19 protein-coding genes and 1 pseudogene are annotated in these 22,308 nt (G+C 74.0%); 7 read left to right on the forward strand and 13 right to left on the reverse strand.

Annotation, left to right across the window (positions count from 1 at the left end):
* Positions 1 to 106 precede the first annotated feature (106 nt).
* The 4 genes and pseudogenes from ACYVO2_RS29770 to ACYVO2_RS29785 form a co-directional block, all read right to left on the reverse strand.
* Complete coding sequence (locus ACYVO2_RS29770; protein ID WP_461011142.1) at positions 107 to 2,341, reverse strand: molybdopterin-dependent oxidoreductase; 2,235 nt, start codon at positions 2,339 to 2,341, stop codon at positions 107 to 109.
* Positions 2,342 to 2,474: 133 nt separating this feature from the next.
* On the reverse strand, positions 2,475 to 2,879 hold the full coding sequence (locus ACYVO2_RS29775) for a thiol-disulfide oxidoreductase DCC family protein (RefSeq protein ID WP_461011143.1): 405 nt from the start codon (positions 2,877 to 2,879) through the stop codon (positions 2,475 to 2,477).
* 162 nt (positions 2,880 to 3,041) lie between these two features.
* Positions 3,042 to 3,317 carry a hypothetical protein gene (locus ACYVO2_RS29780; RefSeq protein ID WP_461011144.1) on the reverse strand — a complete coding sequence of 92 codons (276 nt, stop codon included), beginning with the start codon at positions 3,315 to 3,317 and terminating at the stop codon, positions 3,042 to 3,044.
* 95 nt (positions 3,318 to 3,412) lie between these two features.
* A pseudogene (locus ACYVO2_RS29785) lies at positions 3,413 to 4,364 on the reverse strand (RHS repeat-associated core domain-containing protein); the annotation flags it as partial.
* A gap of 374 nt (positions 4,365 to 4,738) precedes the next feature.
* Between ACYVO2_RS29785 and ACYVO2_RS29790 the strand changes: the two are divergent.
* From ACYVO2_RS29790 to ACYVO2_RS29805, 4 genes are all read left to right on the forward strand, one after another.
* On the forward strand, positions 4,739 to 5,131 hold the full coding sequence (locus ACYVO2_RS29790; protein ID WP_461011145.1) for a VOC family protein: 393 nt from the start codon (positions 4,739 to 4,741) through the stop codon (positions 5,129 to 5,131).
* 182 nt (positions 5,132 to 5,313) lie between these two features.
* Positions 5,314 to 5,595 carry a polyprenyl synthetase gene (locus ACYVO2_RS29795; RefSeq protein WP_461011146.1) on the forward strand — a complete coding sequence of 94 codons (282 nt, stop codon included), beginning with the start codon at positions 5,314 to 5,316 and terminating at the stop codon, positions 5,593 to 5,595.
* On the forward strand, positions 5,588 to 6,640 hold the full coding sequence (locus ACYVO2_RS29800; RefSeq protein ID WP_461011147.1) for a polyprenyl synthetase family protein: 1,053 nt from the start codon (positions 5,588 to 5,590) through the stop codon (positions 6,638 to 6,640). The genes ACYVO2_RS29795 and ACYVO2_RS29800 overlap by 8 nt, the downstream gene beginning before the upstream one ends.
* Before the next feature lie 15 nt (positions 6,641 to 6,655).
* A complete protein-coding gene (locus tag ACYVO2_RS29805; RefSeq protein WP_461011148.1) occupies positions 6,656 to 7,822 on the forward strand; it encodes an oxygenase MpaB family protein in 1,167 nt (388 codons plus the stop codon).
* A 13-nt stretch (positions 7,823 to 7,835) separates the two neighbouring features.
* On the opposite strand, the gene ACYVO2_RS29810 is transcribed toward ACYVO2_RS29805, so the two are convergent.
* The 7 genes from ACYVO2_RS29810 to ACYVO2_RS29840 all read right to left on the reverse strand — a co-directional run bounded on the left by ACYVO2_RS29810 (position 7,836) and on the right by ACYVO2_RS29840 (position 16,224).
* Positions 7,836 to 8,822 (reverse strand): aldo/keto reductase, encoded by a 987-nt coding sequence (locus tag ACYVO2_RS29810; protein ID WP_461011149.1) that lies wholly within the window; start codon positions 8,820 to 8,822, stop codon positions 7,836 to 7,838.
* 220 nt (positions 8,823 to 9,042) lie between these two features.
* The gene (locus tag ACYVO2_RS29815) at positions 9,043 to 9,783 is read right to left on the reverse strand and encodes a hypothetical protein (protein WP_461011150.1); all 741 of its coding nucleotides are present in this window, start codon (positions 9,781 to 9,783) and stop codon (positions 9,043 to 9,045) included.
* 2 nt (positions 9,784 to 9,785) lie between these two features.
* Positions 9,786 to 13,109 (reverse strand): CHAT domain-containing protein, encoded by a 3,324-nt coding sequence (locus ACYVO2_RS29820; protein ID WP_461011151.1) that lies wholly within the window; start codon positions 13,107 to 13,109, stop codon positions 9,786 to 9,788.
* Between the two features lie 141 nt (positions 13,110 to 13,250).
* Positions 13,251 to 13,814, reverse strand: coding sequence for a hypothetical protein (locus ACYVO2_RS29825; protein WP_461011152.1), 564 nt, complete (start codon positions 13,812 to 13,814; stop codon positions 13,251 to 13,253).
* Between the two features lie 127 nt (positions 13,815 to 13,941).
* Entirely contained in the window at positions 13,942 to 14,340 is a 399-nt protein-coding gene (locus ACYVO2_RS29830) for a lamin tail domain-containing protein (RefSeq protein WP_461011153.1), read from the reverse strand.
* Positions 14,341 to 14,725: 385 nt separating this feature from the next.
* Positions 14,726 to 15,226 (reverse strand): tetratricopeptide repeat protein, encoded by a 501-nt coding sequence (locus ACYVO2_RS29835; RefSeq protein WP_461011154.1) that lies wholly within the window; start codon positions 15,224 to 15,226, stop codon positions 14,726 to 14,728.
* A 53-nt stretch (positions 15,227 to 15,279) separates the two neighbouring features.
* Positions 15,280 to 16,224, reverse strand: coding sequence for a LysR family transcriptional regulator (locus ACYVO2_RS29840; RefSeq protein WP_461011155.1), 945 nt, complete (start codon positions 16,222 to 16,224; stop codon positions 15,280 to 15,282).
* An 89-nt stretch (positions 16,225 to 16,313) separates the two neighbouring features.
* Between ACYVO2_RS29840 and ACYVO2_RS29845 the strand changes: the two genes are divergently transcribed.
* Entirely contained in the window at positions 16,314 to 17,516 is a 1,203-nt protein-coding gene (locus tag ACYVO2_RS29845; RefSeq protein ID WP_461011156.1) for an aminotransferase class V-fold PLP-dependent enzyme, read from the forward strand.
* Positions 17,517 to 17,643: 127 nt separating this feature from the next.
* Here ACYVO2_RS29845 and ACYVO2_RS29850 read toward each other — a convergent pair whose 3' ends face one another.
* On the reverse strand, positions 17,644 to 18,159 hold the full coding sequence (locus tag ACYVO2_RS29850; RefSeq protein ID WP_461011157.1) for a YceI family protein: 516 nt from the start codon (positions 18,157 to 18,159) through the stop codon (positions 17,644 to 17,646).
* Positions 18,160 to 18,287: 128 nt separating this feature from the next.
* On the opposite strand from ACYVO2_RS29850, the gene ACYVO2_RS29855 reads away from it, so the two are divergent.
* On the forward strand, positions 18,288 to 18,821 hold the full coding sequence (locus ACYVO2_RS29855; protein ID WP_461011158.1) for a MarR family winged helix-turn-helix transcriptional regulator: 534 nt from the start codon (positions 18,288 to 18,290) through the stop codon (positions 18,819 to 18,821).
* A 120-nt stretch (positions 18,822 to 18,941) separates the two neighbouring features.
* Here the strand turns inward: ACYVO2_RS29855 and ACYVO2_RS29860 are convergent, their stop codons facing one another.
* Complete coding sequence (locus ACYVO2_RS29860; protein ID WP_461011159.1) at positions 18,942 to 20,003, reverse strand: LacI family DNA-binding transcriptional regulator; 1,062 nt, start codon at positions 20,001 to 20,003, stop codon at positions 18,942 to 18,944.
* A gap of 333 nt (positions 20,004 to 20,336) precedes the next feature.
* Between ACYVO2_RS29860 and ACYVO2_RS29865 the strand changes: the two genes are divergently transcribed.
* Positions 20,337 to 22,274: a rhamnogalacturonan lyase family protein gene (locus tag ACYVO2_RS29865; protein WP_461011160.1), complete on the forward strand. Its 1,938-nt coding sequence runs from the start codon at positions 20,337 to 20,339 to the stop codon at positions 22,272 to 22,274.
* Positions 22,275 to 22,308 lie beyond the last annotated feature (34 nt).

The raw sequence follows: 22,308 nt of genomic DNA on the forward strand, positions 1-22,308 counted from the left end.
GCGTGTAGTCTAGAGGCGCCGAGGGGGGCTGTAAAGCTTTCGGCCCGATACCCTTCCCGGTTTTCCGGGAGGGGTATCGGGCCGGGAAATGCATGGGATTCGGAACTCAGCTTTCCGTTTGTTTTTTGTTCACCCGTTCCACGCGCACGGGCACCCCGTTGAAGACGGCCGTCCCCGACAGCGGGTCGACGACCGCGCTGTCGGTGAGCGCGTTGACGCTCGCGCCCGGTTCCGCGGCCGCGTGCCGCAGCCGGGTGCCCTCGCGGCCGTGCCCCCAGCCGTAGGGCATGCTCACCACGCCGGGGCGGAGCCGGTCGGTGGGCTCGGCCGGCACCACCACCTCGCCGGCGCCGGTGCTGACCCGCACCTCGTCGCCCGCGGCGACCCCGAGGCGCCGGGCGTCCTCCTCGCTGATCTCCAGGGTGCACCGGCTGGTTCCGCCGGAGAGCGACGCGATGTTGTGGGACCAACTGTTGACGGCCTTCGGCTGGCGGCGGGAGAGCAGCACCAGGCCGCCGTCGCCGAGGTCGCGCATCCGGGCGGCGAGGCGGGGCAGGTCCGCGGTGATCGCGGCCGGGCACAGCTCCACCAGCCCGGAGGCGGTCATCACCACCTCCCGGCGCCGCGGCCGCAGCGGCCCGAGGTCGACCCCGTTCGGGGTCCGCTTCAGCCGGGCCAGGTTCAGGCCGTCCGGGCGTGCCCCGAACAGGTCGCCCGAGGGGCCGAGCCGGAGCATCAGGTCCAGTCTGCGCTCCAGGGCGCCGTCACCGGTCAGTTCGCGCTTCAGCGCCTCCGGCGAGCGCTTCGCCAGCGGGGAGCCGGGGCGGCCGCGGGCGGCGCGCAGGGTCAGGTCGATCAGCGCCTCGTCCACGCTCTCCGGGTCCCCGCCGGGTCCCTTGCCGGACGCGATCAGGACCAGCCGGGCGAGGATCTCCGCCTCGCTGGGCCGCCCCGGCTCCAGGGGGCGCAGCGGCGGCGAGAAGCGCGCGTTGCGGCGCACCGAGCGGGTGGCCAGGACCACGTCGTAGTGCGGCGACTGCAACGGGGTCGGCGGCGGCAGGATCACCGACGCGTGGCGCGTGGTCTCGTTCAGGTAGGGGTCGACGCAGACCATGAAGTCCAGGCCGGGCAGGGCCCGGTCGAGCCGCTCGCCCTGCGGCGCGGCGAGGACCAGGTTCCCCGCGATGCACAGCAGGGCCCGCACCTGCCCCTCGCCGGGCGTCTCGATCTCGTCCACGAGGGTGGCGGTGGGCAGTTCGCCGTTGACCTCAGGGAGCCCGCGGACCCGGCTGTGCCGGCGTCCGGTGCGGAACGGCTCGGCGGGGCGGCGCGTCGCGTGCGGCGCCTCGCCGAACAGCACCCCGCCGGGGCGGTCGAAGTTGCCGGTGACGATGTTCACCACGTCCACCAGCCAACTGGTGAGCGTGCCGAACTCGGTGGTGCAGGTGCCGAGCCGCCCGTAGACGGCGGCCGTGGGCGCCGCGGCCAGGTCGCGGGCGAGCCGGCGCACGGTGTCCGCCGGGACGCCGCAGGCGGGGGCGACCTCGTCGGCGCCGAAACCTTTCACCAGGTCGGCGAGGTCACCGAAGCCGGCGAAGCCCTCGCCGGGATCGACGGCCAGCCCCTCGTCCAGGAGGGTGTGGACGATGCCCAGCAGGAGCAGGGCGTCGGTTCCCGGCCGGACGGCGACGTGCTCGTCGGCGAGGTCGGCGGTGCGGGTGCGCCGCGGGTCCACGACGACCAGGCGCCCGCCCCTGGCCCGCAGGGCCCGCAGCCGCCCCGGCAGGTCGGCGACGGTCCACAGGCTGCCGTTGGTCTCCGACGGGTTGGCGCCGAGCACGAGCAGATGGTGGGTGCGGTCGATGTCCGGCAGCGGGAAGGCGAGCGGGTCCCCGTACATCCAGCCGCAGGCGACGCTCTTGGGCATGGTGTCGAGCGTGGTGGACGAGTAGATGTTCCGGGTGCCGAGCCGCTCCCTGAGCACCAGCATGTACAGCGGGAGAGCGAGGGTGTGGATGACGGGATTGCCCATGTAGAGGGCCACCGCGTCACGGCCGTACCGGTCCGTCACGGCCCGCAGCCCCCGGTCCACGGCCTCGAACGCCTCCGCCCACTCCACCTGCTCGAAGCCGCCGCCGGGCCGGCGCACCAGGGGCGCGGTCAGACGGTCGGGATCGCCGTCGAACCGGCCCAGCGAGGCGCCCTTCGGGCAGAGGTACCCGTGGCTGAAGACGTCGTCCGGATTGCCGCGCACACGGGTGACGCGCTCGTCCGACAGCGTGACGCTCAGGCCGCACGTCGCCTCGCACAACGGGCACACGCGCGTCGCCGTTCGATCCAATGCCGCCCCCGTACAACTGATCGACTGCGCGCAGTGTAGCCAAGACGCGTGAACCCGCCGCCCGACTTCGGCGAGAAGCCCGGCCGTTGCGGCGGAGCCCGCCGCTCCGCGCGGCGTCCGCGGTCGTCCCGCCTCAACGGCCCGCCGCGGAGGGGGGCGGCCGACGGTCCGCGGGCAGCGCGCAGGCCGGTGTGCCGCCCGGCATCCGCTCGCGGTTGTTCGCGACGAGCCGGTAGACACCGTGGGCGAGCGGGCGCACGGGCGGCAGCGCCAGCAGCCCGCCCAGGACCGCCCACCCGCGGCCGGAGCTCATCAGCAGCGCGGCGACGGCCCGCGCGCCACCGCGCACCGCGCCACCCGGGGCGACCCACAGCAGTTCGTACTCGGCCCGCCGCCGGGTGACGCCGAGCGCGTCCAGATCCGCGAACTGCCACGGGATGATCTCGCACCGGGGACGCAGACGCCGCTCGGCGAACCTCGCGGCGGAGGTGCAGAACGCGCAGTCCCCGTCATAAACGAGCACGGGTCGCTTCGACATCCCGCCATCATGCCCCGCCCACCCCTGCCCGGAGGAGGAGCCCCCGCCGAACCGGACCCGGTGCGCCGGTCACGGCACAGCCCGGCAGAGCCCGCCCCGCCGCAGTGGGAGGGGTTCATCGGACGGGGGTGCCGGCGAGATGGTGTTTCGGGCAGAGAGGCTTCAACGCCGTGCATAGCGAGAAATGATCAGGGACACATGCCTTGCGCTCACTCGTTCGGCAAGGAACTCGTCAAGAAGGTCGAACAGTGCTTCAACGGCTTTGGCCTCGTCCTTGTGCCCGGCCGGGGGCGGAGCGGGTGGCAAACCGACCGCCGCGAGCACCAGAGAGGACCACGTCGCGTTCGCCTCTCGCCCGGCCTTCATGGCCAGCCATTCCGGAAAACCGGCCAGCAGGCCCCATTCATTCCCGGCGTCGCAGCCGGTCACAAACGCCACATACTCTTTGTATGTCCCGTCCAATCCGTACGCCGATGGGCGTTTACGAATCTCCGAGAAAAGCCTGCGGTAATCCACTGCCCCTCCGCAAACAATCATGGAGCCGGATCGAAGCGCAAGTATTCGCCCCACTCCCAGCGGCGGCGATACTCCTCAACCGGCTCCCCGTACCGCCCTGTCCACGCATCGTATACCCTGCCGTCCTTGACGACGACATCGTGGTGCCCCCAGAAAGTGTCCTGATCCCGGTACTTGCCGAGCAGGGGAGCGCCCGCCGAATCGGTGATGCGCATCCGTTCCCCTCCGATTCTGGCTTGGATGTCCCGCGCCACGGCTTCGCATCCACTGCTGCCGGGTATGGTGCCGGTGGGTCGTGGTTGCCAGTCATCCCCGAGATCGGCGTAGTCCGGGGCGAGACCAAGGGGATCCGTCCGAGTGTGGGGGTTGTGGACGTAGGAGGATGGATTCGGCGCGGTGGCCAGGCCGAGAGGGTCGCGGCTGATGTACTGCGCTGTTTCCGGATCGTAATAGCGGCGGAAGTTGTAGCAGAGGCCGGATTCCTGGTCGAAGTACTGCCCCGGGAAGCGCAGCGGAGTGTAGGCGGTACTTCGAGAAGGCCATGCAGTGGCACCCCAGAGTGTGGTACGGGTCCGCCACACCACATCACCCGACTCACGGACCAGCTCCCGAGGACTCCCGGCGAGATCCGTGACGATTTGCGAAGAACCGTTCGTCGACATCCTGTTGAGGTGCCTGCGTGGCGCTCAGACGCTCGGTCTGGGCGATGGGATTCAGGCCGTTGTGGTCCCAGGTGAGCGTAACGGAGCTCCGAAGCTCGGCGGATGTGGATGTCTGCTCGGCGAGCGTGGTGCCGTCCCAGGCGAAAAGCACCTCCTCGAGGAAGGACGCGTCGGCGGCCGTTCTCCGTTTGGCCGTACGGCGGCCAAGAGCATCGTAGAGATACTCCCAGCGAGTGCCGTCAGGGGTGTTGACCGAAGTGAGGCGGTCTTCGGCGTCCCATGTGTATCGCCACGTCTCGGATTTGCGTACGACAGCAACAACCGCGCATGTCTCCGGCCCGGGAGACTCGCCAACGCAGACGGACGTCACCGAGTTCCACCGTCCGTGTGGGGTCCTTCTCCGCGGATCAGCAATGTGCGTCCGGGTATGTGGCTCGCCGGTCGGCTCGCTGAGCCGCGATGGCTGTGATCTGCGTGGGTGTTCCCGGGTGACACGGACGCCCGGCCCCAGCGGGAGCAGACGGACGCGAGTCGCCCCCGCGGGACGCCGGTGGGGCCTCACGCCCGCCGGCCCGCCGCGGGCGGTGGGTTCGTGTCGGTTAGGATTCGCGGCGGTATCGCGTGTCGGTCACCGGTCGGGTGAGGCATGGAGGTGCCGGGAGATGCCTTCGGAGGCATTCCTTGTCGGTTGAGTTGAATCACACGATCGTCCATGCCCGGGACAACCGGGAGTCCGCCGAGTTCTTCGCCGAGCTGCTGGGGCTGGAGATCAGCGGCGAGTGGGGGCCGTTCGTCGCGGTCGGTCTGAGCAACGGTGTCACGCTGGACTTCGCCACGATCCCGGAGGACAGGATCACCCCGCAGCACTACGCGTTCCTGGTCTCCGAGGAGGAGTTCGACGCCGCGTACGCGCGGATCAGGCAGCGCGGCATCGAGCACTGGGCCGACCCGCAGCGGCAGCGGCCCGGCGCGGTCAACCGCAACGACGGTGGTCGCGGGGTGTACTTCCTGGACCCGGCGGGCCACTACCTGGAGCTCATCACGGTGCCCTACGGTGGTTGGCCCTCCTCCTGAGGGCCGGTGCCGCGGCTCGGGTGGGGTGAGCCCATACCACGCAGCCGCATCAATACCTCGTCATCTCTTCAGGTTTTCGCTCTTTCGGGGGTTTGTCCGGTGTGAGTCGATCCGCCCGCGTCACCCTGTGGGGGACCGACGCGGCGCCGGTGACACCGGCAGGCAGCACGGGAGGGCGACGCATGAGCGTGACGGGCGGTGGGGACGGTGGTCCGCAGCAGCGGGCGGTGCTGCTGGCGGCGGGGCTGGCGGACATCGCGCTGAGCGGCCTCGGCAGCGCGGTCGGGCGGGCGCGGGATCTGCTGCGCCGCTCGGACGGGGCCGGTCTGGCGGCCGAAGCGGAGCGGGACCTCGAGGCGCGCGGGCGGCTGCTGCTGGACCGGTACGCCTCCGTCCCGCCGGCCCACCTGGAGGTGCTGGCCCGCCACGCCGCGGCCCGGCGGGCGTCTGAAGGCGATGCCTGACCGGGACGAGGCCGCCGCGCTCAAGGCCCGCGTCGACCGGGAGCTGGCCCGGTTCCTGGCGCAGGAGGCGCAGCACCTGCGGCAGATCGATCCCGATCTGGAGCCGGTGGCCGACCAGTTGTGCGCCGCGGCCGCGCACGGCAAGCGGCTGCGGGCGGCGTTCTGCTACTGGGGCTGGCGGGCGGCGGGCCAGCCGGACAGCGACGCGCTGGTGCGCGCGGCGGCGTCCATGGAGCTGGTGCACGCCGCCGCGGTGGTCCACGACGACATCATCGACGGCAGTCCCGTCCGGCACGGGCTGCCCACCGCCCATGTGGCGCTGCGCACCGTACTGCCGGCGCGCCGGCAGCCCGCCACCGCGGCGCGGGCCCTGGCGATGCTGGTCGGCGACCTGCTGATGGCGCTGGCCGGCGGGCTGTTCACCAGCAGCGGGCTGCCCGCTGCCTATCTCGCGCGGGCACGCCCCCTGTGGACGGTCCTGGCCCGGGAGCTGATCGCCGGGGAGTGCCTGGAGATCCTGCGCACAGGGGCGCCGCCGCACACCGCCGCCGCCCTGAAGGTCATCAGGTACAAGACCGCCAAGTACACCGTGGAGCACCCCCTGCTCATCGGGGGCACCCTGGCCGGCGCCGCCCCCGGGCTGCGCGCGGTGTACTCCCGGTACGGGCTGCCGCTCGGCGAGGCGTTCCAGCTCCGTGACGACCTGCTGGGCCTGTTCGGCGACCCGGCCCGCACCGGCAAGGCCGACCTGGACGACCTACGCTGCCGCCGCCCCACCGCCCTGCTCGCCGAGACCTGGCACGCCGCCGGCCCGGCCGCACGGGAGGAGCTGCGCCGTCTGCTCACCCTGCGGCGCGTCGAGCGGCGGGACCTGGACCGGATGCGCGAGCTGATGCACGACGCCGGAGCCCCGGCCCGCGTCGAGCGGATGATCGCGGACCGGGTCCGGCAGGCCACCGCCGCGCTCTGCGAGGCGCGACTGCCCGCCCCGGCGGAGCACGCCCTGACCGGCCTGGCCCGCGTCGCCACCGTCCGCGAGCAATGACCGAAGGAGCCGCTGGTGACCTACACCGACACCGCCATGGACGCGCTGCGGCAGGACGGCGACGAGCTCGCCGACGCGACCGTGGCCGCGCTGTTCGAGCGAGGGCAGGTCGGTGCGTACAACACGCTGATGCGCCACTTCTCCACCGCGGGGCAGCAGCTTCCCGAGGGTCTCCCCGAGGTGGCCCGCGCCTATCTGCGGGCGACCGCCGCGCCGCCCGACTGGGTCGACTGGGACCAGATGGAGAAGGCGCGGCTGTTCTTCATCGACAACAACGTGCACATCTCCACCGCGCTGTCCTTCGCCGCCATGCCCGCCTGCTACGTCGTCCCGCACGTCGCCCGGCTGCTGTCGGCCACCCACTCGCTGGACTACCCCGCCAGGCGCATGGCCGAGACCGGCCAGTTCACCGTCCACCTCATGCAGCCGGACGCCTTCGAGTCCGGCAGCCGGTTCCTCCCGGCCGTGCAGAAGGTGCGGCTGCTGCACGCCGCCGTCCGCCACCACCTGCGGCGCGAGGACCGCTGGGACACCGCCGCGCTGGGCACGCCGATCTGCCAGGAGGACATGATCGGCGGGCAGATGCTCTTCTCCCTGCTGGTGCTCGACTCCCTGCACCGGCTGAACATCCACATCAGCACCGAGGGGGCGGAGGCCTACTTCTACGCCTGGCGGGTGGTGGGCGCGATGCTCGGCGTGGACCAGGAGCACGCCCCCGCCGACCTGCACGCCGGCCGCGCCTTCCTGGACCTGTACCTGACCCGCCACATGGGGCCGAGCGAGGAGGGCGTCCATCTGACGCGCGGGCTCATCCGCCTCTACGAGGACGTGGTGCCGGGCACGCTCCTGGACCCGGTGGTCCCCGCCCTGATCCGCCACCTCGTCGGCGACACCTGCGCCGACTGGCTCGATGTGCCCCGCACCGCCTTCGACACCCTCGTCAAGGCCGTGCCCGCCCTGCTCGGCGTCCTGGAGAGCATCGAGGACAGCTCCCCCCTGGGCGCCTGGGCCCTGGACCGTCTGGGGCACCTCACCACGATCTTCGAGCTCAGCTCCCTCACCCGCGGCCGGGTCATGCACTACGCCGTCCCCGAACACCTCAAGAAGGACTTCGGCGTCCCCACCACCGTCCCCCCGGCCCGGCGCTGGACCCCGCCCGCCCCCACCGTGGGCGCTCCCTGAGCCGGGCGTCCCCTCACCGGATCGCCCGCGGCACCCGCTCGTCGATGAGACCGGCGTCCGCCAGGTCGGTCCACAGGCCGTCGGGCACCCGCGCGCCGAACGCGGCCAGGTTGCGCCGCACCTCCTCGGCGGTGCGCATGCCGACCACGATGCCGGCGACCGCCGGGTGCCGGAGCGGGAAGGCCATGGCGGCCTCGGGCAGCGTCACGCCGTGGGCCTCGCACACGTCGGCGACGCGGTGCGCGCGCCGCAGCACCTCCTCGGAAGCGGGCCGGTAGTCGAACCGCGCGTCGGGGGCGGGACGCGGGGTGGCGAGGAGACCGGAGTTGAAGACGGAGGCCGCGAGCACCGACACGCCCCGTTCGGTGCAGGCGGGCAGCAGGTCGTCGAGGGCGGAGTGCTCCAGCAGGGTGTAGTGGCCGGAGAGCATGACCGCGTCCACGTCGGTCTCCCGGACGAGCCGGGTCAGCATGCCGGAGTGGTACATGCCCGCGCCGACGGCGCCGACGACGCCCTCCGCCCGCAGCTCGGCCAGCGCCGGGTAGCCGTCGCGCAGCGCGGTCTCGAAGTGCTCCTCGGCGTCGTGCAGGAAGAGCAGGTCGACGCGGTCCACCCCCATGCGGGCGAGGGAGTCCTCCACGCTGCGCCGGACACCGTCGCGGGAGAAGTCCCACACCCGCCGGTGGGTGGCGGGCACCTGGAAGGAGTCGTCGGTGCGGCCGGCCGGGTCCTGGGGCACCAGCAGCCGGCCCACCTTGGTGGACAGGACGTACTCCGCGCGCGGCGACCGGCGCAGGAACTCGCCGATCCGGCGCTCGGAGTGCCCGATCCCGTAGTGCGGGGAGGTGTCGAAGTAGCGGACGCCGCCCTCCCACGCCGCGGCCAGCGCCTCGCCGGCCGCGGCGTCGTCCGGCGGCGCGAACAGCCCGCCCAGCGGTCCGCCGCCGAAACCCAGTTCCGTGACCCGCACCGAACTGCGCCCGAGCCGCTTGCTCCGCATGCCCTGTCCTTTCGCCGGCCGTGCCTGCTGACGGCACCCAGCTCACCGCCAGGACGCGGAGCGGGCAAAGGATGTAGCGCAGCGCTTAAGGGTCTGTAGCGCAGCGCTTAAGGGTCGGTGTTCGTGGCGGGAGCGCGCCCGTGGCGCCCGGCCCGCGGCGCCGCTTGGGCGACGGCGCCGGCCCGGCGGTCGGGGGAGAGCGTCGGACGCGCGCGGCGGGTCACGTCCGCCAGGTGCCCTCCGCGTCGAGGTGGACCCGTCGGCGCCCGACGAGCGGCAGTACCCCGAGGGCGCCCTGGACCGACAGGCCCGCGCGGAGTACCGCGTGGAGCCGGGTCTCGCCCGTGCCGGCCGGCACCCCGACGAGGAGGCGCAGCTCGCGGTCCACGTGCAGCGGCTCCTGCCCGACCTGGGTGAAGTCCCACCGGGCCGCGCTGAAGCCCTGCCCGGAGCTGGTCACCTTGGGGTAGAACACGTCCTGCCGGGTGCTGCGCTCCGCGGTGGCCTCCGGCCCCACCGGGACGGCGGCGATCTGGAAGGCCAGCCCGCCGCCGAAGGTGGTGGTGACCCGGACCGGGTGGGCGGCGACCTCGTCCCTGGGGCTGAGGTCGAGGACGGTGCCGTCGCAGCCGGAGAGGTCCACCAGGAGGCTGACCCAGCGCAGCCTGCACTCCGGGTGCCGGTGGGCGACGCACCGCAGGGGGAGGTCGACGGCGGTGCCCGGGGAGGTGCCGAGTTCGTGCCGGACGGCGGGGCCGGCGCGCAGACCGAACCGGTTCTCCCTGGCCAGCAGGCGGGTGCGGGTGTCGAACGAGACGGGTTCCGCCCGTTCCTCCAGCGCCGCCTCGTCGATCTCCATGGGGAAGTCGGCCTCCCCGGGGAGTCCGGTCTCCGCGGGGAGCGCCTGACCCGGCCCGCCGGGGGCGCGCCGCTGCTCGTCCGCTTTCGCTTCCTCCGCCATGTTCATCTCCAGTCGCCCACGTTGACGAACGCGCCCCAGTGGTAGAAGTGCCGCCGGTGCGGCGCCGGCCCCGCCGCCTCGCGGGCCGCGTGATGAAGCGAGTCCGCGCATCCCAGGCCGCGGGCCAGCGCCGTGTGGAAGGCGGTCAGCAGCGCGGCCGCGGAGGCGTCGGCGACCTTCCACTGGCTGACCAGGACCGACCCGCCGCCGGCGAGCAGCAGCGCGCGGGGCAGCCCCACCGGTTCGTCGCCCGGCCGGTGCTCGTTGACGCCGGTCTCGCAGCCGCTGAGCACCACCAGGCCCGCCGCGACCCGGCGGCCGAGGAGGTCGGAGGCGCGGATGACCCCGTCGGACATCTCCATGCCGCGTTCGAAGCCGTCGCCGGTGGACAGGCGCCCGTGCCCGGCCAGATGGACGAGCGCGCGGGAGGCGAGCGCGTCGAGGACACGCGCCCCGGTCACCTCGGCCCCGAGCCGGGCCTCGACCGACAGCAGGCGCGCCACCGTGCGGCCCTCCGCCGCGGAGCCCGGGAGGTTGCCGAGGGAGTCCGCGAACACGGCCGCGGCCCCGGCTCGCGCGGCCGGTCCGCGGCTCCCGCGCCCGAACAGCTCCAGCAGGACGGCGCTGCTCGGGCTGTAGCACACGGGGTTGCGCAGCAGCAGCGGTTCGCCCGCCACGGGCAGGGTGTGCAGGGGCAGGTCGTGCAGGACGCCGTGCGGGACCAGGTGGACGACGTCACCGGGCGCGGCCCATTCGGCCAGGGGGGCGACGAGCGGGGCGAAGGAGTGCCAGTCCCGCTCCCCGCCGTCGGCGCGGTCCTGCAACTCCCGCACCCCGCCCGCGCGGCGGAAGTGCTCGGCGGCGAAACGGGAGAGCTTGGCGTGGTCGAGGCCGACGGCGGCCACGCGGGGGGCGTCCCAGTCGGCGCGCAGCCCGAACAGCAGGGTCTCCCGCGGGGTGCACCGGTACTCGGCCACCACCACGCGCCGTCCGGCCGCGGCCCGCTCCTCCCCGCGCAGGGCCGCGCGCAGGTGTGCGTAGGACGGCGGCTCGGCCGTCCTGGCCTGCGCGTAGCCGTCCAGGGAGCCGTCCCGCATGGCGGCGAGGAGGGCGTCGATCTCCTGCCGCAGGGCGAGTTCCTCGGCGTCGGTCGCGGCCGGGCGCCGCTGCAACGCGCGTTCGCGGGCGAGGTGCGGGCTGTCGCGCAGCACGGAGTCCGCCGGGGTGAGGGCGGCCAGCCCGTCGAGGAGGGCGCGCGCCTTGGCCCGCTCCAGCCAGCGCAGGGCCTGTGCCGCGTCGCCCCTGCGGTGCCAGTGCAGTTCGAAGCCCAGGCGGTGGACCTCGAAGGCGGCGTGCCCGGAGGCGATGCGCGCCACCTCGGAGCGCAGCGGGCCGGTGTCCGCGGTGGCGGAGGCGGCGCGCAGGCGGTCGATCTCCGCCGCCGCGGCGGTGAGCAGGGTGTCGGCGCGCGTCCACCGCCGGTCGCGCTCCCCCGGGTCCGGGCAGCGGTCGCCCGCCTCCAGGGCGCACATGCCCCGGTGGAACAGGGTGCGCCAGATCTCCCCGCGCAGGCCCGCGGTGATGAGCAGCTCCTGTGCCCGCGCCAGCCGGCTGTCGGCCTCGTCGTACAGGTGCGGTCCCGCCTCGCGGGCCGCCTGCGCCAGCGCCAGGGCCTGGTAGGACAGGGTGAAGGCCAACTGGGGGCCGAGGCCCGTGGCGCGGGCCACCGTCTCGGCGCGCCCCAGCCAGGTGAGGCACCGCGCCAGGTCGCCGGAGAAGAACGCGGCCTGGCCGCGCTGCTGGCACACCGACACGAGCTGGTCGCGGGCCTCCAGGGTGGTGAGCGGTTCCAGCAGGGCGACCGCGCGGTCGAAGTCCTCCTCCACCCCCGCCTCGGGGGGCGCCGCGCCGCCCCGCTCGGCGGCGGCCACGGCCACCCAGGCGCGCATGGCAAGGCACTGGGCCTCGTCCACCGCCAGTCCCAGATCGCGGGCGGCCGCGGCGCCGCGCCCGAGCAGGACGCGCGCCTCGGCGCCGTCCGTGGCGGCCACCAGGTTGGCCAGCGCCATCAGCACCTGCGGCAGCAGGCCGCCGGGCGCCGCGCGGCGGCTGAGTTCCCGGTCCGCGGCGCGCAGCAGCTCGACGGCCTCACCGGTCAGGCCCATGGAGGCGAGCACGGAGCTGCGGACGACCGCCTGGCCGACGAAGAACCGTCCCGACAGCAGGTCCTCGCCTGCGGTCAGGGCCTCGGCCCGGCCCCGGCTGCCGCCGCGCAGAGCGGCGTCCGCCGCACCGACCGCCCGCGCCTCTCCGGCCAGGGCGTGCCCGGTCCGCTCGGTGAGGGCGGCGGCCGTACGCCGGGCCCGCTCCCGTCCCGCGGCGTCACCGCGGCGGACGTACCAGACCTCGAGCGCCTGCCACACCGACAGTTCCGGCCCCGGCGCGTCCGCGCGGCGGAAGCCCCGAGCCGCCGACTCGGCCGGCGGCACGCCCTCGGGGAACCCGTGCTCGAGGCAGAGCCTGCCCACCGCCCACCGGGCCCGGGTCTCCCCCAGGCACCCGCCTGCCGCTTCGACGCGGCCCGCCGCGTCCTCCAGCGCGGCCAGGAAGGGCGACAGGTCCGCCCGCTCGTCCGAGCCGTCGGCGAACCAGGTCTCCAGGTCCAGCTCGGCGAGGGCGAAGTCCGCCTCGGCCCCGGCCAGCGCGTCCCCACGCGCCCGCGCCCGCTCCCCGGCGGACCGCAGCAACTCGCGCGCCCGCGGCAGGTCGGCGCCCGGCCCGCACCGCAGGAGGTACGCGGCCCGCCGCGTGGCGCGGTCGCCGTCCCGGGGCAGTCCGGCGCGGTGGTAGGCGTCCGCCGCGCGCTCCACCGCCGCCGCGGCGGCGGCCCGCTCCCGCGGGGGCGGGCCCGCCAGGGTCAGCCGGATCGCCAGGCCCTGCCCGTACAGGTCGGCGGCCACGGCGCCGGCCCAGGTGGCACCGTCGGCCTCCGCCGCGTGGCGCGCGCAGTGGGCGATGAAGTCCGCCAGGTCCTGCGGCGCCGGGGCGGGCCCGCCGCCGAGGAGGGTGGCGTACCGGCACCACAGGTCGGCGCCGCCTCCGGCGGGGACGCGCTGCCGGACGCGGGCGGCCAGGGCGCGCGCCTCACGCATCAGCCCCTGCTCCATGCGGCAGCGCAGCAGCAGCGTCCACGTCCGCTCGTCCAGGTCCCGGCCGTCCGGTCCGGAGCCGTCCGCCGCGCCGCCCAGGGCCGCCACCAGCTCCGCGTACCGCTGCTGGTCGAGTAACAGCCGGATGCCCTCGGCTTCGGCCACGACCTCGCTCAACCCGCGCCCCCGTCCCCCCGGTCCGCCGTGCGGGTACAGCGAAGCACATGCGGGACGGCGGAGGCGACGATTCAGCGTGACGCTCCCGGCCGGGGCCGGGCGGGCCGCCGGGCGACCGCGGCCGTACCCCCGCGGGGCCGGTCAGTGGCCTCCCCGGTTCTCGACGCAGGGGCCCGTCCCGGGCTGGGGCTCGACGTAGGCGCCGTGCACCTCGCTGGTGAGCTCGTCCTTCGACACATACCCGGACACGCACGCGTCGCCCGTGTGCACGCTGTAGAACCCGTACCCGATGTGGACGCCGTGTTCCTCCCCGCAGCCGAGCCGCTTCAGCGCCGCCGCGATCCGCTCCTCGCTCAGGTCCCCTTCCTTCCGGACCTTCTCGAGCTCCTCGCGGATGAGCTTCGCCGACGCCTCCCCTTGCAGACGCTGGTTCGCGGACATGGACGCCTGCATGCGGTAGGCGTGGTTGTCGGCGTAGTTGGGGGCGACGTTCTCGTTCTCCTCCTGGCGATCGCCGTCCGCGCTCGCGGCCGGAGAGGAGGGCGGCTGCGTGGGCACCTCGGCGGCCTGCGCGCACTTCGGCCGGGGAGGGTAGGAGGGGGACGGGCTCGCCGACGGCGCCGCCTGCCCGCCCTGCTGGGTTCCGCACGCGGTCAACGCGATCGCGACGAGGGCGGCTGCTGCGGTCGATCGTCTGATGGGCATGGGCGCAGTCTCACCGCCCAGGGCGGCGGGTGTCATGAGTGCCCGTACTCACTTTTGGCCGCCCCGCCCCGCGGCGAGTGGGCCGCGTCCCGCTCGCCGCGGGGCGGCGGGGACGCGGCCCGCGGCGTCAGCACATCCGGTAGTCGGCCCGCGAGCTGTTGTAGGCGCAGGTGTCCACCGTCGTCCCGGTGGACTTCTTCAGTGTGGCCGTGTCACTGGTGTTGTTCCACACGTACCACGTGCGGCCCCAGTACCGGTTGGCGGAGGTGTTCGTGCCCTTCCCGGTCCGCACCGTCACCGTCTTGCCCGCGCCCAGGGTGTACGTCCCGAAGGTGTACGTGTGGCCGGCCGCGTCGCGCAGCGTCCATCCCGTCAGGGACACGTTGCCGCTGGTGGTGTTCCTGACCTGCGCGTACTCGGCGGTCAGCGAGGAGTTGGCGCCCGTGTCCGAGCCCGGGCTGTCGTAGTAGATCTTGTACAGGTGCACCGAGCCGGCCGCTTCGGCCTGGTACGGCAGAAGGCTCACGGTGACGGCCGCGGCGACCGCGGCGGCAGCAGTTAACGAACGTCTGTGCAACGCGTTTCCTCCGATAGGGCCGGGCCCTCGTGCTCGCCCGGCGGGACCGCAAGGCTACGAGGAGCGCCGCGGCGCTCAGGGCGCGTGTTACGGAGTCGGGATCTGGTGTGCGAAGCGGTCGAACAGCCTTGGGGTCGGCGCCGGTACGGGCATGTTCGCCGCGGCGATGCCGGCCGGGGCCCGGCGGCACCACCCGCGTCCCCGCGCGCGGTACGTGTCCACCGGACGCGTTCCCGGCCGGAGGCGTGGCCCGCCCGACCGCGCGGGCGGGCGCGGCGTCGCGCCCGCGGCGGGACGCCGCCGCCTCCCGTCCGGTCCGAGCGGTCGCCGGGCCTCAGTCGGTGGCGTCGAGGTCCTGGGCGTAGTGCTCGATGGCCCGGCGGTACCGCCGCACATGGGGGTCCTCGCTGGTGGTGGCGAGCAGGGTCAGCACCGTGCGCATGGCCTCGTGGTGCCGGTCGGTGTTGTACAGGGCCATGGCGAGGAAGGTCCGCAGGGCGCCGTCGTCGGGGAACTCCGCCACGGCCCGCCGGAGGGTGTCCACCGCCTCGTCGTACCGGCCGAGGACGCGGTAGGTGCTGCCCAGGCCCAGGAGGGCCCCGCGCCGGTCCTCCGCCGACAGTCCGGGGCCGCGCAGGCCGCGCTCGTAGAAGGGGACGGCTTCGGCCTCCAGGCCCAGTACGTCATGGACCCACGCGGTCTGGTAGGCCACTTCCGCGTCCTCGGGGTGTTCCGCGGCCAGGTCGAGCAGCCGCCGGCGGGCCTCCTCCGGCTCCCCCTGCTCGCGGAGCCGGACGGCCTCGGCCAGGAGCTCGTCTCTGCTGTGATCGCTCATGTGAACATCGTGGCAGGTGAGGCCGGTGAGACCGGCGGCCGGGCCGCCCCCGCCTACGGCCGGCCGCCGCCGGGGCGGCCCGCGCGGGCGTGCGGTGCGGCGAGGTGGCGGTGGACGGCGGTGCCGGCGTCGTCCACCGCGGCGGAGAGCGCGGCCAGCAGGGCCCGGGTGAGGGGGTGGCCGGCCGTCCCGGAGCGGACGGTGACCAGGACCTCCCGGTGGTGGTCGGCCGCCAGGTGGCGCAGCGCGACCGGCGGCCTCCGGTCGTACCAGAGCAGGTCCGGCAGGAACGCCGCCGCGTGCCCGGCCGCCACCAGCTCGGCGTGCACCAGCATGTCGGCGGTCTCGAACGCGACGTCGGGCTCGAATCCGGCCTCCCGGCACACCGCCGTCGTCCACTCCCGGGCGGGCGTGCCCACCGGCTCCATCGCCCACGGCTGCCCGGCCAGGGCCGCGAGGTCCGCCGGGCCGGTGGTGGCCAGCCGCATCGGGTCGCGCCACAGCAGCCGGTGCTCGACCTCGGCGGCGCGGACCCGCGGGCGGCCGGGGAACACCTCGTCGATGACGAGGTCGCAGTCCCGGGCGAGGAGGGCGGGCAGCGCGGTGTCCGGCTCGGCCTGGGTGAACGTCACCCGCACCCCCGGGTGGGTCTCCCGCAGCCGGGCCAGCGCCCGGGGCAGCAGCGCCAGCGCGGCCGTCTGGAATCCGGCCACCCGCAGCGTGCCGGTCACCTCGGCCAGGGACGCGGCGATGTCGGCCGCCGCCCGGTCCAGTCGGCGCAGCACCGCCTCGGTGTGGGACACCAGGATCTCGGCCTGCGGCGTCAGCCGCACCCGGCGGCCGTGCGGCGCGAGCAGCGGCGCGCCCACCTCCTTCTCCAGCAGGGACAGTTGCTGGGAGACGGTGGACGGGCTGTAGGACAGGGCCGCCGCGACGGCCGCGAGCGTGCCGCGGTGCTTCAGCTCCCGCAGGATCTGCAACCGACGCAGGTTGTACACCGGGGCCCCCGGACTCATCGCTTTTTTCGAACGTTGGTGAGCGGAAACGTTCACTTTACCGGCGCAGGGGCTTCGGGCAGCGTGGAGCCATGGACATCGAAGCACTGCGCCGGGACACCCCGGGGGTCGCACACCGGGTGCACATGAACAACGCGGGCGCGGGCCTGCTGTCCCGTCACACGCTGCGCGCCATGACCGCGCATCTGGAGCTGGAGGCGGAGATCGGCGGCTACGAGGCGGCCGATCGCGAACGCGACCGCATCGACCGCGCCTACGCCGACGTCGCCGAGCTCGTCGGCGGCAGGCCCGCGGAGATCGCCCTGTTCGACAACTCCACGCACGCCTGGAACGCCGCCTTCCACTCCCTGTCCTTCCGGCCCGGCGACCGCATCCTGACCGGCCGCGCCGAGTACGGCAGCAACGTGCTCGCCTACTTCCAGGCCGCGCGGCGCACCGGTGCGGAGATCGTCGTCGTCCCCAACGACGCGAGCGGGCAACTGGACACCGCCGCGCTGGCCGAGCTCATCGACGAACGCACCAGGCTGGTGGGCGTCACCCATGTCCCCACCGGCGGCGGCCTGGTCAATCCGGTCGCCGAGATCGGCCGGGTCACCCGGGCCGCAGGGGTGCCGTTCCTGCTGGACGCCACCCAGTCGGTGGGCCAGTTCCCGGTCGACGTCCGCCGGATCGGCTGCGACATGCTCACCGCCACCGGCCGCAAGTTCCTGCGCGGGCCGCGCGGGATCGGCTTCCTGTGGGTGCGGCCCGAGATGCTGGAGCGCCTGGACCCGTTCGTCATCGAGATCGCGGCCGCCACCTGGGACGGCGGCCGCGGGTTCACCTGGCACGAGGGCGCCCGCCGGTTCGAGACCTGGGAGCGGAACCACGCCGCCGTGCTCGGCCTGGGCTGCGCGGTGCGGCAGGCGCTGGACCTGGGCCTGGCCGCCATCGGCGACCGGGCGCTGGCGCTCGGCGCCGCCCTGCGGTCCCGGCTGGCCGGGCTGCCCGGCGTCACCGTGCACGACCAGGGCGAGCGCCGCTGCGCCATCGTCACGGCGAAGGTGGAAGGCGTGCCCGCGGCCGAGGTGGCCGCCGCGCTGGCCCGGCACGGCGTCAACGTCAGCACGACCTCCCCGGAGCACACGCAGTTCGACGCCGAGGACCGCGGCGTGCACCCCTTGGTGCGGCTCTCGCCGCACTACTACAACACCGAGGACGAACTCGACCGCGTGGCCGAGGTGATCGCCGCCCTGCCCCGCCGGGAGGGCACGCCCCGCCCCGCCGGGGCGTGACACCGAGGGGCCCGCGGCGCGGGGGCGGCGGGTCTGCGCTCGTCGCCTTCGCCGCCCGCGCCGACGTGGCACGCCGGCCCGGCAGCCGGCGTGCCACGCGGCCGGAAGTGCCCCGTGCGGGGCCCGCTCAGGAGGTCGCGCGAACGAATTGGAGGGACGCGGTGACGGTGGTCGAGCCGCTGATCATCCCCATCTTGTTCCAGCCCATGCCGAACTGGTCCCGGTCCACGGTGAACTCCGCCGTGAGCGTGACCGCGTCGGCGCTCACCTCGGTGAGGTGCGCGGTGAAGGTCTGCGGGCGGCTGACGCCGCGCACGGTGAGCTGACCGGCGACCTCGACCGTGCTGTCGTCCCGGTGCGTCGCGCTGCGCAGCACGAAGGTGATCTCGGAGTGCTGGTCCGTGTCGAAGAAGTCGGCGGACCGCAGGTGCTTGTCGCGCTTGGGGTTCTTGGTGTCCAGGGAGGTGGCGTCCAGGGTGAGCGAGCCGCTGGCGGAGCCGTCGGCCGCGACCTCACCCCCGCCCTTGACGCTGGTGAAGGTGCCCTTCACGGGGACCAGGCCCCACATCGCCTTCTGCCGGAAGCCGACGGTGGAACGGGCGGAGTCGAGCTGCCAGGTGCCGGTTTCAACGGTCATGGCCATGGGACCTCCTGAGGAGATGCGGAGTAAAAGGGGCCGGAAATGGGAGCACGACAAACAGTGATCATCCAGATGGATGACCGCAGGCTAGCCTATACTCCAAATTTGAACAACCGGTACACTGGGACAGCATGGCCGACTCCCCCGTTCCCGCCGACCTGCCCGGACGTGACACGACAGGCGAGTCCGCCCTGCTGCCTCCCGAACTGCGCACCTGGATGCTGCTGCTGTCCGCGGTCGGCGCGGTCGAGCAGCAGTTGCGTTCCCGCGTGAAGGAGGCGCTCGGCGTCTCCCACGACGAGTTCCTCGTGCTGTGCCTCCTGGCCGACGGCCCCGTCACCGGTCTGCGCATGACACAGATCGCCGAACGCCTTGGCCGTCCCAAGACCCGGCTCACCTATCAAGTCGCCTGCCTCCAGCACGCCGGACTGATCACCCGCAGCACCGCGCGGTGCGACCGGCGCGGCATCCAGGTGACGCTCACCGACGAGGCGCGGCGGCTCCTGCGAGAAGCCTCCGGCGCTCTGGCCGAAGCCGTCACCCGGGCCGTCGGAAACCTGCAAGGCCCGCACGGCTGCACGATGATGCGCATCCTACTGCCGAATTCGGCGGATGGTGAGGAAAACACGCACAGCCCCGCGGGGCCCGGGCGGCAATGCCCTTGAGAAGAGCCCCTGATGGGGCGTCCCGTCGCCGACCGGGCGTCAGGTGCGGGGCGGCGCGCGGCGGGGATCTCGCGGCCGCCGGGCGAGCGCGCGGCCCGTGCGGTCGTCCGGCGGGCGCCTCTACCGAGCGGGGCGGACCGAGTCGCGGACGACGATGTGCGTGCCCAGGGTGACGTGGCGGGCGGCGCCGGAGGTCCCCAGGCTCAGGGCCAGCCGCACGGCGGTGCGGCCCAGCTCCTCGTGCGGGACGTGCACGGTGGTGAGGTCGATGTCGGCGGCCGGGGGAAGGTCGTCGAACCCGACCAGCGAGACGTCGTCGGGGACGCGCAGCCCGTGCTCGCGCAGCGCCTGGCGGGCGCCGGCGGCGATCTGGTCGTTCCCGGCGAAGACGGCGGTGAAGTCGCGCGGTCCCCGGTCGAGCCGTTCCCGCATCATGCGGTGGCCCTCGTGCCGCTCCATGGTGCCGTCGGCCTCCAGACCGGGGTCGTGGGGGACGTGGTGCGCGGCCAGCGCGGCCCGGTAGCCCGCGACCCGGCTGTCCGGCGTGGTGTACCCGGCCCGCCGCCCCAGGAAGAGGATGCGCCGGTGGCCCGCCGACAGCAGGTGGCTGGTGATGGCGTGGGCGCCGGCGGTGTTGTCGTACTCGACCGCGATGGCCGGTACGCCGTCCCCCAGCGGGGGCCGGCCGCACAGCACGAGTTGCGAACCGGCCTGGGCGAGCGCGCGGGCGTGGTGGGTCATGCGCTCGCGGTAGGCCTCGTCGGCGACGATGTTCCCGACGAGGACGACGGCCTCGGCGTGCTGCTCGCGCATGAGCCGGATCGTGGCCAGCTCCCGTTCGGGGTCGCCGCCGGTGGTGCCGACGATGCAGAGCCTGCCCTCCCGCGCGGCCTGGTCCTGCACCCCCTGCGCGACATGCGCGTAGTGCGGGGAGACGACGGAGTTGACCACGATGGCCACGCTCCTGGGCTGTACGCCCGCCAGTCCCCGGGCGTGGGCGTTGGCCACGTAGTCCAACTCCCGTACGGCGCGCATGACCTTGCTCCGGGTGGCGGGAGCGCTGGGGTAGCTGCCGGACAGGATGCGCGAGACGGTGGCGACCGACACACCGGCGTGTTCGGCCACGTCGCGGATGGTCGTGGGCCGGGGCTGTTCGTTGCCGGGCGCGGCCCGTCGAGCCATCGAACCTCCCCGAGTCCGGACGCCGAGCAACCGTTGCAACCCGACGATGACGGAAGCGGTACGGCGCGTCAAACCGTCGGCACCGCGTCCGCGCACGATCGGCCGGTGCGGAAGTGAGCTGCGTCGGAGCGTGCGACGGTGATCGGACCTGGCGGTGCGGGCACCGGGTCGCGCCGGCTGCCTTGACGCGCCCTCAGACCGGTGCTTCCCTCTCCTGCGTGTAAACGTTTTAACTTTCGGGCGCCGAGGCCGGCGGGGTGGGCCCTCGCGCGTGGAGGGCCGGTTCGCGCGCCCGTGCCCGCCGTGTGCTCATCACCAGCCAAGGAGGTCCTCGTGCACGGAAAGCCACGACGGCGAACCCCGCGACGGGTGGCCGCCGTCACCTCGGTGGTCGCGGCCATGGGCATGGCGGCCGTCGCGGGCGTCGCTCCCGCGAGCCGGGCCTCGGCCGGTGAGCCGGCCGTCCCCCCGTCGGACGACCGGACGACGGTGCAGGCCGCGCGCGTGATGGAGAACCTCGGCCGCGGAGTGGTGGCCGTGCGCTCCGGCAGCGCCGAGGTGCTGGTGTCCTGGCGGCTGCTGGGGCTCGATCCCCGGGGCATCGGGTTCGACGTCCACCGGTCCACCGGCGGCGGCGGTTACGTCAAGCTGAACTCCGCGGTCCTGACCGGAGGAACCAACTTCGTCGACCGCACGGCCGACCTGACGCGGAGCAACAGCTACCGGGTGGTGCCGGTGGTCGGCGGCGTCGAGCAGGCGCCCAGCGGAGCGTTCACCTTGACCGCCGGCCACGCCCGGGAGCCCGTGGTCCGGGTGCCGCTGCGGGCCGGCGGTCCGGTGAAGTTCGTCTGGGTGGGTGATCTCGACGGGGACGGCGAGTACGACTACGTGCTGGACCGGCAGACCTCCCCCCAGAAGCTGGAGGCCTACAGCGGCACCGGAAGGTTCCTGTGGCAGGTCGACATGGGGCCGAACAGCACCGACCAGGACAACATCGAACCGGGCTCGTCGGCGATCGACCTGGGCCACTGGGACGGCGTCACCGTCTACGACTTCGACGGCGACGGCCGCGCGGAGGTCGCCGTGCGGATCGCCGACGGCGTCAGGTTCGGCGACGGCACGACCTGGACGCACAGCGACGACTCGCGGCAGTTCATGGCCGTCCTCGACGGCCGCACCGGGGCGCTGCGCAACTGGTCCGCCGTACCGACCACCTACCTGGCCGACGGCCCGATGGGCGCGCGGCTGGGGGTGGCGTACCTCAACGGCACCACGCCCAGCCTGGTCGCCTACATGAAGAACCGGCGCGACGACGGCGGCTTCAACCTGATGATGGCCGCCTGGAGGTTCGACGGCGACTCGCTGGACCGGCAGTGGACGTGGCTGCGCGGCGGCCAGGACGCGCCCGACGGGCACAACACCCGCGCCGTCGACGTCAACGGCGACGGGACGGACGAGGTCGCCGAGATCGGGTTCGTCCTCAACGGCGACGGCACCCTGCGCTACTCGATGGGGCCGAGGGGCGTCGTCCACGGCGACCGCTTCCACATCGCCGACCTGGACCCCGCCCGCCCGGGCCTGGAGGGCTACGCGGTCCAGCAGAACAACCCCAGCGGCCTGCTCGAGTACTACTACGACGCCAAGGACGGCTCCGTCCTCTGGCGGCACAACGGCGGTCCCTCCGACGTCGGACGCGGCATGGCCGGCGACGTCGACCCGCGCTTCCCCGGCATGGAGGTGTGGTCCTTCTCCGGCCTGTACAACGCGCCCACCAACCGGCTCACCGAACCCGACACCTCACTGCGCCCCTGGCCGCAACTGGGCCTGTGGTGGGACGGCGACCTCACCGTGGAACTGCTCAACGACGGCAAGATCGAGCAGTGGGACCCGGCGAACCCCAGGCCGAGCGGCAGCCTGCCGCGGCTGGTCAGCACCTGGAACCACGGCGCGGTGACCGCCGCCCAGGGCGGGCCCACCCTCGTCGGCGACATCCTCGGCGACTGGCGCGAGGAGGCCGTGTACACCAACGCCTCCCACAGCGAACTGATCATCTTCACCACGAACCAGCCGACCGACACCCGGCTGTACACCCTGGCCCACAACCCGGCCTACCGGAACGCCATGACCTTCAAGGGGTACATGCAGTCCCACCACCTCGACTACTTCCTCGGCGCGGGCATGGCCCCGCCCCCGCAGCCGAACATCACCTACGCGGGTGGCGGGTCCACCGGCGGCGCGGCGGAACGGCCGGGACACCGCTCCGGCGGGTAGCACGGCCCGGGGCGGGGGCGCCGCACCCCGCCCC

The sequence above is a fragment of the Streptomyces capparidis genome (assembly GCF_054782095.1).

Bases quoted from the DNA above. Each gene is read 5' to 3' on its own strand.
- ACYVO2_RS29775 (WP_461011143.1), bottom strand. From the start codon at position 2,879: ATGTCGAAGCGACCCGTGCTCGTTTATGACGGGGACTGCGCGTTCTGC.
- ACYVO2_RS29795 (WP_461011146.1), top strand. From the start codon at position 5,314: ATGAGCGTGACGGGCGGTGGGGACGGTGGTCCGCAGCAGCGGGCGGTG.
- ACYVO2_RS29800 (WP_461011147.1), top strand. From the start codon at position 5,588: ATGCCTGACCGGGACGAGGCCGCCGCGCTCAAGGCCCGCGTCGACCGG.
- ACYVO2_RS29810 (WP_461011149.1), bottom strand. From the start codon at position 8,822: ATGCGGAGCAAGCGGCTCGGGCGCAGTTCGGTGCGGGTCACGGAACTG.
- ACYVO2_RS29815 (WP_461011150.1), bottom strand. From the start codon at position 9,783: ATGGCGGAGGAAGCGAAAGCGGACGAGCAGCGGCGCGCCCCCGGCGGG.
- ACYVO2_RS29825 (WP_461011152.1), bottom strand. From the start codon at position 13,814: ATGCCCATCAGACGATCGACCGCAGCAGCCGCCCTCGTCGCGATCGCG.
- ACYVO2_RS29835 (WP_461011154.1), bottom strand. From the start codon at position 15,226: ATGAGCGATCACAGCAGAGACGAGCTCCTGGCCGAGGCCGTCCGGCTC.
- ACYVO2_RS29845 (WP_461011156.1), top strand. From the start codon at position 16,314: ATGGACATCGAAGCACTGCGCCGGGACACCCCGGGGGTCGCACACCGG.
- ACYVO2_RS29850 (WP_461011157.1), bottom strand. From the start codon at position 18,159: ATGGCCATGACCGTTGAAACCGGCACCTGGCAGCTCGACTCCGCCCGT.
- ACYVO2_RS29855 (WP_461011158.1), top strand. From the start codon at position 18,288: ATGGCCGACTCCCCCGTTCCCGCCGACCTGCCCGGACGTGACACGACA.
- ACYVO2_RS29860 (WP_461011159.1), bottom strand. From the start codon at position 20,003: ATGGCTCGACGGGCCGCGCCCGGCAACGAACAGCCCCGGCCCACGACC.